This window comes from Pseudoduganella aquatica, from assembly GCF_009857595.1.
In the GTDB taxonomy this organism is placed as follows: domain Bacteria; phylum Pseudomonadota; class Gammaproteobacteria; order Burkholderiales; family Burkholderiaceae_D; genus Rugamonas; species Rugamonas aquatica_A.
In genome coordinates this window covers 1-12,637 of record NZ_WWCU01000035.1, presented here as the reverse complement: position 1 = coordinate 12,637, position 12,637 = coordinate 1, and the positions used below count along the sequence as shown (strand labels likewise).

Annotated in this window: 13 protein-coding genes; 3 read left to right on the top strand and 10 right to left on the bottom strand. The window is 65.6% G+C overall.

Features of this window, described 5'->3' with window-relative positions; genetic code table 11:
* Nucleotides 1-4 precede the first annotated feature (4 nt).
* Nucleotides 5-1,225 carry a type II secretion system inner membrane protein GspF gene (gene gspF / locus GTP77_RS23320; RefSeq protein ID WP_161074555.1) on the top strand — a complete coding sequence of 407 codons (1,221 nt, stop codon included), beginning with the start codon at nt 5-7 and terminating at the stop codon, nt 1,223-1,225.
* Nucleotides 1,226-1,227: 2 nt separating this feature from the next.
* Nucleotides 1,228-1,755, top strand: coding sequence for a type II secretion system protein N (locus tag GTP77_RS23315; RefSeq protein ID WP_187358817.1), 528 nt, complete (start codon nt 1,228-1,230; stop codon nt 1,753-1,755).
* A gap of 239 nt (nt 1,756-1,994) precedes the next feature.
* Here GTP77_RS23315 and GTP77_RS23310 read toward each other — a convergent pair whose 3' ends face one another.
* The 10 genes from GTP77_RS23310 to GTP77_RS23265 form a co-directional block, all read right to left on the bottom strand.
* On the bottom strand, nt 1,995-2,186 hold the full coding sequence (locus GTP77_RS23310) for a hypothetical protein (RefSeq protein WP_161074554.1): 192 nt from the start codon (nt 2,184-2,186) through the stop codon (nt 1,995-1,997).
* 17 nt (nt 2,187-2,203) lie between these two features.
* Nucleotides 2,204-3,541 (bottom strand): ATP-dependent protease ATPase subunit HslU, encoded by a 1,338-nt coding sequence (hslU, locus tag GTP77_RS23305; protein WP_161074553.1) that lies wholly within the window; start codon nt 3,539-3,541, stop codon nt 2,204-2,206.
* Nucleotides 3,538-4,086: an ATP-dependent protease subunit HslV gene (gene hslV, locus GTP77_RS23300; RefSeq protein ID WP_161074552.1), complete on the bottom strand. Its 549-nt coding sequence runs from the start codon at nt 4,084-4,086 to the stop codon at nt 3,538-3,540. The genes hslU and hslV overlap by 4 nt, the downstream gene beginning before the upstream one ends.
* 130 nt (nt 4,087-4,216) lie before the next feature.
* Nucleotides 4,217-5,608 (bottom strand): STAS domain-containing protein, encoded by a 1,392-nt coding sequence (locus tag GTP77_RS23295; RefSeq protein WP_161074551.1) that lies wholly within the window; start codon nt 5,606-5,608, stop codon nt 4,217-4,219.
* 146 nt (nt 5,609-5,754) lie between these two features.
* Nucleotides 5,755-6,207, bottom strand: coding sequence for an RNA polymerase-binding protein DksA (gene dksA / locus GTP77_RS23290; protein WP_161074550.1), 453 nt, complete (start codon nt 6,205-6,207; stop codon nt 5,755-5,757).
* 121 nt (nt 6,208-6,328) lie between these two features.
* Nucleotides 6,329-7,381, bottom strand: coding sequence for a CobW family GTP-binding protein (locus GTP77_RS23285; RefSeq protein ID WP_161074549.1), 1,053 nt, complete (start codon nt 7,379-7,381; stop codon nt 6,329-6,331).
* Between the two features lie 105 nt (nt 7,382-7,486).
* Entirely contained in the window at nt 7,487-8,416 is a 930-nt protein-coding gene (locus GTP77_RS23280) for a tyrosine recombinase XerC (protein ID WP_161074548.1), read from the bottom strand.
* 7 nt (nt 8,417-8,423) lie between these two features.
* On the bottom strand, nt 8,424-9,092 hold the full coding sequence (locus tag GTP77_RS23275) for a DUF484 family protein (RefSeq protein WP_161074547.1): 669 nt from the start codon (nt 9,090-9,092) through the stop codon (nt 8,424-8,426).
* Nucleotides 9,093-9,188: 96 nt separating this feature from the next.
* Nucleotides 9,189-10,484: a porin gene (locus tag GTP77_RS23270; RefSeq protein WP_161074546.1), complete on the bottom strand. Its 1,296-nt coding sequence runs from the start codon at nt 10,482-10,484 to the stop codon at nt 9,189-9,191.
* A 222-nt stretch (nt 10,485-10,706) separates the two neighbouring features.
* The gene (locus GTP77_RS23265) at nt 10,707-11,783 is read right to left on the bottom strand and encodes a porin (protein WP_161074545.1); all 1,077 of its coding nucleotides are present in this window, start codon (nt 11,781-11,783) and stop codon (nt 10,707-10,709) included.
* Between the two features lie 533 nt (nt 11,784-12,316).
* On the opposite strand from GTP77_RS23265, the gene GTP77_RS23260 reads away from it, so the two are divergent.
* Nucleotides 12,317-12,637: SEL1-like repeat protein (locus tag GTP77_RS23260; RefSeq protein ID WP_503826786.1), on the top strand; the 321-nt coding region annotated here is incomplete at its 3' end.

The following is a 12,637-nucleotide window of genomic DNA, read 5'->3' as shown; positions in this document are numbered from 1 at the left end:
TTAGATGCCAGCATTCCGCTACGAAGCCGTCGACACCGGCGGCGCCACCAGGAAGGGCGTGGTCAACGCAGACAGCCCGCGCTCGGCGCGCTCCGACCTGCGCGCGCAAGGACTCACGCCGCTCAAGGTGGAAGCCATCTCGGCCCAGGTCGACGCCAGCGGCAAAGCCACGCGGCGCGGCTTCGGCGAACGCCTGTCCACCACCGAGCTGGCGCTGTTCACGCGCCAGCTGGCCAGTCTGCTCGAAGCCGGCCTGCCGCTCGAGCAGGCCTTCTCGGCGCTGCTGGAACAGGCCGAACGCCCCTATGTGCGCGACCTGATCGCCTCCATCCGCTCCGAAGTGATAGGCGGCGCCGCGCTGTCCGAAGTGCTGTCGCGCCACCCGCGCGACTTCGCCGAGATCTACCGCGCGTTGGTGGCCTCGGGCGAGCAGATCGGCCAGCTCTCGCGCGTGCTCACGCGCCTGGCCGACTATATCGAACGGCGCAACGCGCTGGTGCAGAAGGTCAAGCTGGCGTTCACCTACCCGGCCATTGTGACGGTGGTGGCGTTCTCCATCGTGATCTTCCTGCTCACCTACGTGGTGCCGCAGATCGTCTCCGTGTTCGCCAACACCAAGCAGAAGCTGCCGGTGCTGACGGTGGTCATGCTGGCCGTCTCCGACTTCGTGCGCAACTACGGGCTGATCGTGCTGGTGCTGCTGATCGGCGCCTGGTTCTCCTGGCGGCGCGCGCTGCAGAACATCGCGCTCAAGACGCGCTGGCACACCTGGCTGCTGACGGCGCCGCTGTACGGCAAGTTCGAGCGCAGCCTGAACACCTCGCGCTTCGCCAGCACGCTGGCCATCACCACCGGCTCCGGCGTGCCGATTTTGCGGGCGCTCGAGACCAGCCGCGACACGCTGACCAACGTCGCCATGCAGCAGCTGGTGGAAGAAGCGAGCGACGCGGTGCGGGAGGGCGTGAGCCTGGCGCGCGCCCTGTCGGCGCAGAAGCACTTCCCGCCCATGCTAATCCACATGATACGGGCCGGTGAAATCACGGGCGAGCTGCCGGCCATGCTGAACCGCGCCGCCAGTGCGCAGGAAGCGGATCTGGAGCGGCGCACGCTCACCATCGCCGGCCTGCTGGAACCGGCGCTGATCCTGGCCATGGGGCTGGTGGTGCTGCTGATTGTCCTGGCGGTGCTGATGCCGATTATTGAAATTAACCAGCTGGTGCACTGAAGATGAATCGACTGCCTGTAATAGCAAGTTTCGTGGCCGTGGTGGCCCTGTCCGCGTCGTGCGCCTACTGGGGCATGCTGCTGTTCAAGCCCGAGCAGCGCGCGCTGGCCGCCGTGCCCATGCAGGCGGCGCCGGAAGTGCCGGTGGCGGCTGCGCGCAACCTGTTCGGCGGCGACATCGCCGTCGCCGCCGCCAGCAGCTACCAGCTGCGCGGCGTGGTGGCGGCCGCCAACGGGCGCGGCAGCGTCGCCATCATCGCGACCGACGGCCAGCCGGCGAAGGCCTATCCGGTAGGCGCAGAAGTGGCGGGCAATGTGAAGGTGCAGGAAGTCCAGGCTTTGTACGTGGTGCTATCGGAAGGCGGCATCCAGAAGCGGCTCGACCTGCCGCCGCCGGAGAGCGCCCCCTCCTCGAGCGCCATGGCAGCGCCGCTGCCGATGCCCCCGGTCCAGCAGCAACTGCAGCCGGCGCCCCCGCCGGTCCCCCAGCCCGCCCCGCAAATGCCGGCCCCGGTCAACCCCACCCGCTAAGCAGCCTGAGCCGCATTCTCCACCACTTCGGGGTCAGACCCCGAAGGCAGGAAAATGCGGCTCAGTTCGCTTGCTTCATAGGGAGAGGGCTTTGGGCAGGATGGGGAACGGTAGCGAATTTCCCTAGTGACGTAGGAGTAATCACCGAGATTTTCCAAGCAAGCTGAGCCGCATTTTGCCACCTTCGGGGTCTGACCCCGGGGTGAGGGAAGTGCGGCTCAGGCTGCTATGGCGGGAGCTTAGTCGTCGGATTTGGCTGGGTCGATTTTCTTGAGGGCGGCCTTGGCGGCGTGGCGCTGCACAGCGGCGGGCTTGGCGTGCGGGCCGGCGACGCGGTTCTTGGCCAGCGCCGCGTAGGGGTTGCGCGGTTTTTGGGAGGGCTCGACGCGGAACTGCATCTTCTGCCGCGTCGCCAAGGCTTTGTTGGCCATCGTCTGCCCCCTTTCCCTTACAGCACGTAGCGCGACAGGTCTTCGTTCACCGCCAGCGCGTCCAGGCGCGCGTTGACGTAGCCGGCGTCTATGGTCAGCGTCTGCACGCCGCCTTCGCTGGCGCTGAACGAGATCTCTTCCAGCAGCTTTTCCATCACCGTGTACAACCGCCGCGCGCCGATGTTTTCCGTGCGCTCGTTGACCTGGTAGGCGATCTCGGCCAGCCGCGTGATGCCGTCCGGCGCAAACACCAGCTGCACCTCCTCCGTGCCCAGCAGCGCTTCGTATTGCTTGGTCAGGCAGGCGTCGGTCGACGTCAGGATGCGCTCGAAATCGGCGATCGACAGCGATTCCAGCTCGACCCGGATCGGGAACCGCCCCTGCAGCTCCGGTATCAGGTCGGACGGCTTGGCCAGGTGGAAGGCGCCCGAGGCGATGAACAGGATGTGGTCGGTCCGTATCATGCCGTACTTGGTGTTCACCGTCGTCCCTTCCACCAGCGGCAGCAGGTCGCGCTGCACGCCGGCGCGCGAGACGTCGGCGCCGCCCACTTCGGAACGCGAGGCGATCTTGTCGATCTCGTCCAGGAACACGATGCCGTTCTGCTCCACGTTCTGGATGGCTTTCTGCTTCATCTCGTCGTCGTTGACCAGCTTGGCCGCTTCCTCGTCCAGCAGCAGCTTCATCGCTTCCTTGATCTTGACCTTGCGCGCCTTCTTGCGCCCGCCGCCTATGCCGGAGAACATGGACTTGATCTGCTCCGTCATTTCCTCCATGCCGGGCGGGGCCATGATTTCCATCTGCGGCGCGGTGTCGGCCAGCTCGATCTCGATTTCCTTGTCGTCCAGCTCGCCTTCCCGCAGCCGCTTGCGGAAGGTCTGGCGCGTGGTGTCGGGCTTGCCTTCCTCGGCCGGGGCGGCGGTGGCGAAGCCGAAGTCGCGCGGCGGCGGCAGCAGGATGTCGAGCACGCGGTCCTCGGCGGCGTCCTCGGCGCGCGCGCGCACCTTGGCCATTTCGGACGAGCGGGTCTGCTTGATGCCGATGTCCACCAGGTCGCGGATGATGGTGTCCACGTCGCGCCCCACATAGCCCACCTCGGTGAACTTGGTCGCCTCGATCTTGATGAAGGGCGCGTCGGCCAGCTTGGCCAGGCGGCGCGCGATCTCGGTCTTGCCGACCCCGGTCGGGCCTATCATCAGGATGTTCTTCGGCGTGATTTCATGGCGCAGCGGCTCGGCCACCTGCTGGCGCCGCCAGCGGTTGCGCAGCGCAATGGCCACCGCGCGCTTGGCCTTGCCCTGGCCGACCACATGCTTGTCGAGCTCGCCGACGATTTCTTGAGGAGTCATATTCATTCCGCTTTCCCGTCCAGCGTTTCGATAATGTGGGACATATTCGTGTAGATGCACAGCTCGCCGGCGATGGTCAGCGATTTTTTCACGATCTCGGCCGGGCTCAGCTGGGTGTTCTCGGCCAGCGCCAGCGCGGCCGACTGGGCGTAGCTGCCGCCCGAGCCGATCGCGCCTATGCCTTTTTCCGGCTCCAGCACGTCGCCGTTGCCGGTGATGACCAGGGTCGAGGTGGCGTCGGCCACCAGCAGCATCGCTTCCAGGCGGCGCAGCACGCGGTCGGTGCGCCAGTCCTTGGCCAGCTCGACCGAGGCGCGCAGCAGATTGCCCTGGTGTTTTTCCAGCTTGGCTTCGAAGCGGTCCAGCAGGGTGAAGGCGTCGGCCGTGCCGCCGGCAAAGCCGCACAGCACTTTGCCCTGGTACAGCTTGCGTACTTTGCGGGCCGTGCCCTTCATGACGATGTTGCCCAGCGTGACCTGGCCGTCGCCGCCCAGCGCGACTTCCGCGCCGCGCCGCACGCACAGGATGGTGGTGCCGTGAAATTGTTCCATGTAGACCTCAAAAGTAGTGGCGCTCGCGCATGGCGCGCAACGCCCGCTGCAGATGCCGGCGCCAGTCCCTGACATGGGGATAGTGCGCGCAATTGCAAGACGCCGGACCCGGCCGGCTCATTGCTTGGGCTCAGTACTTGTGGGCGAAGATGCGCGCCACGCCGGCGTAGCCCAGCAGCCGCAGCAGGGCGGCCACCAGGTGGTTCACTTCCCGGAATTCTACTCTCCTGCCGTCGGCCGCGAGTTGCTGCAATCGGCTCAGCAACAGGTTGGCGGCGCCGAAGTCCAGCCGCGCCAGGCGCGAACAGTCGAACACCAGCGCCGGATATTGTTCGGCGTAGGCGCCGACGGCGTCCAGCAGCGCGGTGCAATTGCCTTCCACCACGGCCGGCAGCATGAAGCGGTCCGCCGCTTTGCCCGCCGCCGCCGCCGGGACCGCCGCGCGCGCCGCCGTGGCCACTTTGCTGGGCGCCACGAAGGGCGGCGGCGACACCTCGAAGGTGACGCAGTAGTCCATGCTGGCTTCTTCGAAGTCTTTTTCGCGGTTCAGCAGCTGCAGCAGTTCCAGCAGCAGCAGCCACGGCGCTTCGCCGTCCGCGCGGTCACCCACCGTGAGCCTGCCTTGCAACAGCGCGGCCAGCTCGGCGGCGGCGACCACGATCAGCTCGCGGCCCTGTTTTTGCAGGCTACGCAGGGCGGCCAGCAGCAGGGCGCAGCCTTCTGCGTCGGCGCTGGCGATGGCGCTGAAGTCCAGGCGCAGCGGGACGGCGGCGTCCGCTGCACAGGCTGCCTCCACGCGCGCGATCACGGCGGCGGCGCCGGCGTCCAGCACCGCCCCGAACACCTGCGTGGGGGCGACGCCGGCGTAGCTTGCGCCCGGCGCTCCGGACGGGGCTGCCGCCGGCGCCGCCGCAGCGCCGCCGGCGCCGCGCCAGGGCGGCGGCGAAGTTTCAAAGGTGCTGGCGTAGTCGATGGACAGGCTGTCGAACTGTTCCTGCTGGCCCTGCGCCTGGTGCAGGTCGAACAGCAGCCACCAGACGGTGCGGTCCTGCTGCGCGCCCAGGCCGGCGGCGGCGGCTTCGGCCAGCGCGCCGGCCAGCATCTGCTCGGCGACCGCGGCCTGGCCGTTGGCGTACAGGATGGCGCTTTCTTCCACCACCGGCGCGGTGGCGCTGTCGGCCACCGGGGCCGGAATCTCGTCGTCGGCCAGCAGCTGGGTGGTGCTGGCGTCGAGCAGGGGCAGGGTGGCGGGGTTGTCGGCGGGCGCCGGCGCCGCGTTCAGCACCGGGCGCGCGGGGCGGCTGCCCCAGGCCGGTTCCGGCGTGTTGAAGATGTCGGCTTCCATGGCCGCTTCGATGGCGTCGATTTTCAGCGCGGTGGCGCGCGCGATGTCGCGCTGCAGCTGGCTGTTGGCGGCGGCGCGCTGCGCTTCGCTGTTGGCGGCCAGGCGCGCGGCGTCGTCGTCGCCGTCCGTGGCGGCGGCGTCCGGCTTGCCTTTTTTAAACAGGGAAAACAGGCCCACGGCGTTCCTCGCTATGCTGGACTCCTAGTGTAGCCCAAGAGCAAGCCGGAAAACAAAAAAAGCATGCGGTGTGGCCGGCATGCTTTTTTGGGAGTGAGCCGCCCGCCTGCGTCCATACGCCGGGGTGGCTGGCGGCGGCGGACTGCTTAGTCGCCGTACAGCTTTTGCTTCAGTTCACGGCGCTGCTGCGCTTCCAGCGACAGGGTGGCGGTCGGACGGGCGATCAGGCGTGGAATGCCGATCGGCTCGCCGGTTTCTTCGCACCAGCCATATTCGTTGTTATCGATGGCGACGATGGATTGCTGCACTTTCTTCAGCAGCTTGCGCTCGCGGTCGCGGGTGCGCAGTTCCAGTGCGTGTTCTTCCTCGATGGTCGCGCGGTCGGCAGGGTCCGGCACCAGCACGGTTTCGCGCAGGTGTTCGGTCGTCTCGCCGGCATTTTTCAGCAGCTCTTTTTCCAAGGATTGCAGCTTGGCCTTGAAAAACGCCATTTGCGCCGGATTCATGTAGTCGGCTTCGCCCATTTTCAGAATTTCTTCTTCCGTGAGGAGGCGGACTTCTTCGATAGCGGCGGGGGTCGATTTATTAGTTTTAGTCATCACTTCGCTTACCTTCGATACGACAGAGTTTTCAAATTTTCAGTTGCGCGATTGCTGGCAACCGCACCGGAACGTTACTTTGTTACCTGCACCAACCGGCACCCCACAAAACCCGGTTAGTTTATACCAAACATTGTTCCAATCCGCTAATAAAGATGTCTTTCGGTAGATTTTTGCCAATAAATACCATTTTGCTGCCACGTTCTTCGCCTTCGGCCCATTTGGCGCCCAGGTCGCTGCCCATCAGCTGGTGCACGCCCTGGAACACCACCTTGCGCTCGGCGCCCTGCATCAACAATACGCCTTTGTAGCGCAACATGCGAGGACCGTACACATTGACGAGTCCGCCCAGGAATTCGTCCAGTTTGGCGCTGTCGAAGGGACGCGTGCTTTTGAAGACGAAGGCGGCGATGTCGTCGGTGTGGCGGCTGTGGTGGTGGTCGTGGGCGTGGCTGGGGTGGTTGCAGTGCTCGCCATGCTCGTGGTCGTGGTCGTGGTGGTCGTGGCCGTGTTCTTCGGCGGCCAGGAAGTCCGGGTCCAGTTCCAGCTTCTCGTTCAGGTTGAAGCCTTTCAGGTCCAGCACCTCGGCGATGGGCGCGCTGCCGAAGTTGGACTGGCTGATGGGCGCGCGCGGGTTGATGCGCTTCAGGCGCGGCAGCAGCTCGTCCAGCACGGCCTGGTCCACCAGGTCGGTCTTGGACAGCAGCAGCTTGTCGGCGAAGCCCACCTGGCGCTGCGCTTCCTCGTTGGCGTCCAGCTGCTGCATGGCGTGGCGCGCGTCCACCACGGTGACGATGGCGTCCAGCATGTAGTGGGCGCCCACTTCCTCGTCCACGAAGAAGGTCTGCGCCACCGGGCCGGGATTGGCCAGGCCGGTGGTCTCGATCACCACGCGGTCAAAGTTGAGCTCGCCGGCGTTGCGCTTTTGCGCCAGCGTCGACAGCGCCACGATCAGGTCGCCGCGCACGGTGCAGCAGATGCAGCCGTTGTTCATCTCGACGATCTGCTCCTTGCTGTCCTGCACCAGGATTTCGTTGTCGATGTTTTCCTGGCCGAATTCGTTTTCGATGACGGCAATGCGCATGCCGTGGCTTTCCTGCAGGATGCGGTTGAGCAGCGTGGTCTTGCCCGCGCCGAGGAAGCCGGTGAGGATGGTGGTGGGAATGAGTGCCATGTCAGCTTGCCGATCAGTAGTTGGTGGCCCCCTCGGGGCCGGGATCGAGCGATTATGCCGCAATTTGGGCCAGGCGGCCAAACGCCAGCCTTGACGCAGCGCAGGCTATTTCACTTTGGCGCGCGGATGGGCCTGGTCGTACACCTTGGACAGGTGCTGGAAGTCCAGCGCCGTGTAGACCTGGGTGGAGGCGATGGTGGCGTGGCCCAGCATGTCCTGCACGGCGCGCAGGTCGCCGGACGACTGCAGCAGGTGCGAGGCGAAGGAGTGGCGCAGCATGTGCGGGTGCACGCTGGCCGGCGCGCCGGTGGCCAGGCCGTGCGCTTTCAGGCGCAGCTGCACCACCCGCGGCGACACGCGCGTGCCGCGCGCACTGGTAAACAGCGCGGCGCTGCCGTCGGACGGCGGCGGGCGCACCGCCAGCCAGGCGGCGATGGCGGCCATGGCGGCCTTGCCCACCGGCACCGTGCGGCGCTTGCCGCCCTTGCCCAGCACGGTCACGTCGGCATTGTCCTGCTCCAGCCAGCCCAGCGCCTCCGGGCTGTGGCGCAGGTCCAGCCCGGCCAGCTCGGACACCCGCAGCCCGCTGGAATACATCAGCTCGAACATGGCCTGGTTGCACAGCTCGGCCGGTTCCGGTGCCGCCGCCTGCGCGCGCGCCGTGGTCGACACCAGCCGTACCGCGTCGTCCACCGGCAGGGCCTTGGGCAGGGTTTTGGGGCGTTTGGGGGCGCGCACGCCGTGCGCCGGATTGGCCGCCAGCGGGGTCTGCCCGGCCAGCCAGTCGAAGAAGCCGCGCCAGCTCGACAGCTTGCGGGCGATGGAGCGCGGCCCCAGTTCCTTGCTGTGCAGCCGGGCCGCGTAGCGCCGCGCGTCGGCCTGGCCCAGCGCGTCCCATGGCGTGTCGCCGCTGAGCGCGGCCAGTTCGGCCAGGTCGCGCCGGTAGGCGTCCAGGGTGTGCGCGGACAGCTTGCGCTGCGTGCGCAGCTGCTCGAGGTAGGCGTGCGCCCAGTCGGCTTTGCTGCGCGCGCTCATGGCGGCCTTAGCCGACCAGCGGCGCCAGCGCGGTGCTGGCCGTTTCGCCGATGTGGACCAGGAAGTCGGTCGCCATCAGCGAGGTGAAGCGTTCGGAGTCGGGCGAGCCCAGGATCAGCAGGCCGAAGGTGGCGCCCTTGCTGCCGGCGCTGCCCGGCTTGCGCAGCGGGATGATGACGGTCGACTGCACCGTGCCGGCGTCGTCCAGCCAGCGCACCGCTTCAAAGTCGTTGTTGGCGCCGCAGTAGGGGGCCATCAGGCTGTTGGCGAAGATGCGCGCGTCGTCCGAGGCGCCGGCGGTGAACCACTGGCCGGTGTATTCCGGCTTGGCGCCCCACAGGCGCAGCGTGGCCTGCGGCACGTGGAAGCTGCTCTTCAGGCTGTCGGCCAGCACGCGCGGCATGGCGCCGTCTTCGCGCACCTGCAGCAGGGCCTGGGTCCAGCTGTGGAAGCGGCCGGCGATGGTTTCGTTTTCCTTGGCGTGGCGCGACAGCTCGGCCATGCGCAGCTCCAGCGCCTTGTACTTGTCGCGCATCACTTCCATCTGGCGTTCCTGCAGCGAGACGGCGCGCCCGGTCAGCGGGCTGGAGAGCTTGACCTCGCCGAGCAGGCTGGCGTGCTCCTCGAAGAAGTGCGGGTGGTCGGTCAGGTATTGCAGTACGGCGGTGGCATCCATTGTTCAGCTTGTGGGTTGAGAGCAAGCCACATTCTACCCGACGGCACAATAAAAAAGACGCCCGCAGGCGTCTTTCGGTGTGGTGCGGAAACAGGGTCAGAAGCGGTGGCGCATGCCCACCTGGATGCCCTTGCTCGAATCGCCCGGTTTGGCGGTGAAGCCGCCCGACGCGCTGGCCGCGCCGATGGCGTACTGGCCGTCGTTTTCGTTCTTGATGTAGGCGCCCACCACGTACACGTCGGTGCGCTTGGACAGGTTGTAGTCGTAGCCCAGGCCGTACTGGGTGGCGTCGCTGGCGTCGGCGCGCTTGTCGTCCTGGCGCACCACGGAAGCCATGATGCGGCCGGCGCCCACCTTGTAGTGGAAGCCCACCTGGTAGCTGATCGCGTCCAGCAGGAAGTTGCGCTTCAGCGCGGCGTTGGCCTGGCCGGCCAGCAGCGTGTTCAGCGGCGCCGGGAAGGCGGCGAAGGTCGGCGCCAGCAGGTCGCCCGCGTAGCGGATGATGACCGAGTTCTCGTTCTTCTGCTTGTGGGTGCCCAGGAACAGCTTCCAGTTGTCGAAGGCGTAGGAGCCGGCCAGCGTGGTGGTCACCAGGCCGCGCGCGCCGACCTGGTCGGTGCCGTGGTTGTGGGCCAGGCCGACGTCCCAGCCGTTGGCCACGTAGCGCACATTGGCGCCCCAGGAGCGCTTGTCCATGCCGATGTAGCCCGATTTCTCGGTGCCGTACATGGCGGCGGCCTTGATGCCGTTCGGCAGTTCGATGCGGTACTGGATCGACTTGTCGGAGCGGATCGCCACGCCGGCCGTCAGCAGGCCGCCGGTGCCGCCCACGATGCCGCCCCAGCCTGCCGCCGTGCCCGACTCGAACACGTCGCCGGCGTTCAGCACCTCATAGCCCGGGGTGTACATGCGGCCCAGCAGGATGGCGCCCACCGGCGTGACCAGGCCGACCATGGAGGTGCGGTCGAACAGCGCGTTGGTGATGTTGACGTTGATGGCGGGGTTGAGCGCGCCCTGCACGCCGGCCTTCAGCTTTTCGGCCGTGGCGGCGCCGCCGGCGGCGGCCGGCACGGTGAAGTTCAGGCCTTCGGTCAGCGCGAAGGTGGGGTTGCTGCTCAGGTTGCCGGTTTGCTGGCGACCGTTGTCCAGTTCCACGCGCGCTTCCAGGTTGAAGATGGCTTTGTAGCCGCCGCCCATGTCCTCGGTGCCGCGGAAGCCGAGGCGCGAGCCGTCGGCAATGCCGCTGACCAGTTTGACCTTGGAGTCCTGGCCGCCGTTTTTCACATACATGACGCCGGCATCGGCGATGCCGTAGATCTGGACCGAGGATTGCGCCATGGCAGGCGCGGCGAAGCATGCGGCGATACCCGCTGCGAGCAGTTTAGTTTTCATGCAGTCTCCAAAAGATTGATTTGTTTTTTTATTCTCAAAATAGTACGTGCGTACTAATCCGGTGCAACCAATATGACACGGCAATCGGGCCTTGTACAGAAAGCCATGTTGCTTCCTGATGCGCAGTTGCAAAAAAGTCACAGCGCCCTAGGCTATTGTTTTGCAAGGCAAAAAAAACGGACCCGCGTGGGGTCCGTCCGGTTCAGCTGAAGCGCGCGCGCATCAGAAGTTGTGGTGGATACCAACCGAATAGTGGTTGACCGTGCTGTCGTTGGTGGTGGCGGTGGTGGCCGGCAGCGGGGTCTTCTTGTTCGACAGGTCGAAGTAGATATAGGTGCGGGTCGAGATGTTGTACTCGTAGCCGATCGACGCCTGCTTGGTCTTCAGGATGCGGTCCGGCGTCTTCACGCCATAGCCCAGCAGCAGCTTGCCCGGACCCATGGTGTAGTTGGCGCCGATAATCCAGGCGTCGGTCTCGTGGTTGGCGGCGTTGGGCAGCACGGTGTGGTCCATGTCCTGCTTCTGGTAGGTCGCCATCAGTTTCAGGGCCGGCATCGGCTTGTACGACGCGCCCACCGACCACAGCTTGGTTTCGATCGCGTTGCGCTCATAGGCGGCGTAGGCGGCGAACTGGTTCAGCGTGTAGGTGGCGCTGGCGCCCCATGGATTGGCGGACGGCAGGGCGTTGACGCCGTACTGCGGCGCCAGCGTGGTGCCGCGGCCGACGATGGCCACGGTGTTGCCCAGCGCTTCCTTGGCGCCCACGGCCACGTTCAGCTGGAAGCCGTTGATCACCGGGGTGTTGTACCACACGGCGTTCGAGAAGCGGTTGCCGGAGGTGCCCGGTGGCGCCAGCGGATCGCTGGTGTAGCCGGCCACTTGCAGATTGGTCTGGTAGCCGGCCACGGCAGGCACGCCGCTCCATGGCTCGAAGGCGGTCGAGGTTTCCTGGAACGGGGTCAGGCCGCGGCCCAGGCGCACCGTACCGAAGTCGCCCTGCAGGCCGACGCGGCTCTGGCCCTGGAACAGCGGACGGCTGTTGGCGCCCGAGGTGCTTTCTATGGTGCCGGTGTCCGGCTCGTAGCGGATCTCCAGCTGGAACAGGGCCTTCAGGCCGCTGCCCAGGTCTTCCACGCCGCGGAAGCCGAGTTTGTTGTTGTCGCGTTTGCCGATCTGGGCGGTGGTGCCGGTGGTTTTCGAAACGCCGGCATCGACGGTGCCGTAAATAGTGACAGACGATTGCGCATGAGCTCCAGCGAAGGCGCCCATGAGTGCCAGGGCCACTAATGATTTTTTCATTTGTTCTTCCTTTTATGATTAATCGATCAAAGAGCTTTTAAAACATGAGCTGCTGGATGAGTCTCTGCATACGGCAGCCGTCTGCTCTGAACCTTAATTGCTCGCTGCGCTCACGGCGAAGGATTGGTCGATTATGAGGGCTAGTATTGGTCGAAAGCCAAAAAAATGTGGTTTCGTGTTGTATTTTTGAAACGCTTGAATAGCTGTCCACTGCATGCTGGGCGGCAAGGTTTCCTTTCGTTTAGTTAATGGGATTGCAATTAGCGTACACGCTTTGCCGTGCAGCGGAATTTGAGCTATATCAAACACTTAGCATTTAATGGCTAACACGATAGGCAATAAAGCGACACTAGCCCTTACTGCGCTAGTTGGAATGTGGCAAGATCAAGCCATAACTAGGCGGCCGGGCAATGACCTGGTTCGCCATACCGCTGCGTTTTTCTTGAATGAATCATATTAATAGTGGAACGATGGCAAATCGTGAAGAACTAGTAATGATCAGAGGGGCGCGCGCTGGAGACTCCCAATGCCAATTGGCGCTGGGGAAACTGTATTTGTTCGGTGGCGCCAGTCTGCCGCAAAGCCTGCCTACTGCCCTGCATTGGCTGCACCGCGCCGCCAAGCAGGGACGGGACGAGGCATGGCGGCTGATCGGCAACCACGTGGGATATGAACACGCACAGCACAGCCGCGAAGCCATCCTGCCCTGGTACGAGCGGGCCTGGGAGGCCGGCGTGCTGCCGGCCGGCCTGGTGCTGGCCCAGCTGGTGCTGAATGCGCCGCCGGGCGAAACCGACACGGCCAGCGCGCTGGGCGCCCTGGGCGCCCTGGGCGCGGCCGCCGCCGGCGCCCGC

Excerpts from the sequence above, each read along its gene's own strand:
- gspF (WP_161074555.1), top strand. The coding sequence starts at position 5 with ATGCCAGCATTCCGCTACGAAGCCGTCGACACCGGCGGCGCCACCAGG.
- GTP77_RS23315 (WP_187358817.1), top strand. The coding sequence starts at position 1,228 with ATGAATCGACTGCCTGTAATAGCAAGTTTCGTGGCCGTGGTGGCCCTG.
- GTP77_RS23310 (WP_161074554.1), bottom strand. The coding sequence starts at position 2,186 with ATGGCCAACAAAGCCTTGGCGACGCGGCAGAAGATGCAGTTCCGCGTC.
- hslU (WP_161074553.1), bottom strand. The coding sequence starts at position 3,541 with ATGAATATGACTCCTCAAGAAATCGTCGGCGAGCTCGACAAGCATGTG.
- hslV (WP_161074552.1), bottom strand. The coding sequence starts at position 4,086 with ATGGAACAATTTCACGGCACCACCATCCTGTGCGTGCGGCGCGGCGCG.
- dksA (WP_161074550.1), bottom strand. The coding sequence starts at position 6,207 with ATGACTAAAACTAATAAATCGACCCCCGCCGCTATCGAAGAAGTCCGC.
- GTP77_RS23285 (WP_161074549.1), bottom strand. The coding sequence starts at position 7,381 with ATGGCACTCATTCCCACCACCATCCTCACCGGCTTCCTCGGCGCGGGC.
- GTP77_RS23280 (WP_161074548.1), bottom strand. The coding sequence starts at position 8,416 with ATGAGCGCGCGCAGCAAAGCCGACTGGGCGCACGCCTACCTCGAGCAG.
- GTP77_RS23275 (WP_161074547.1), bottom strand. The coding sequence starts at position 9,092 with ATGGATGCCACCGCCGTACTGCAATACCTGACCGACCACCCGCACTTC.
- GTP77_RS23270 (WP_161074546.1), bottom strand. The coding sequence starts at position 10,484 with ATGAAAACTAAACTGCTCGCAGCGGGTATCGCCGCATGCTTCGCCGCG.
- GTP77_RS23265 (WP_161074545.1), bottom strand. The coding sequence starts at position 11,783 with ATGAAAAAATCATTAGTGGCCCTGGCACTCATGGGCGCCTTCGCTGGA.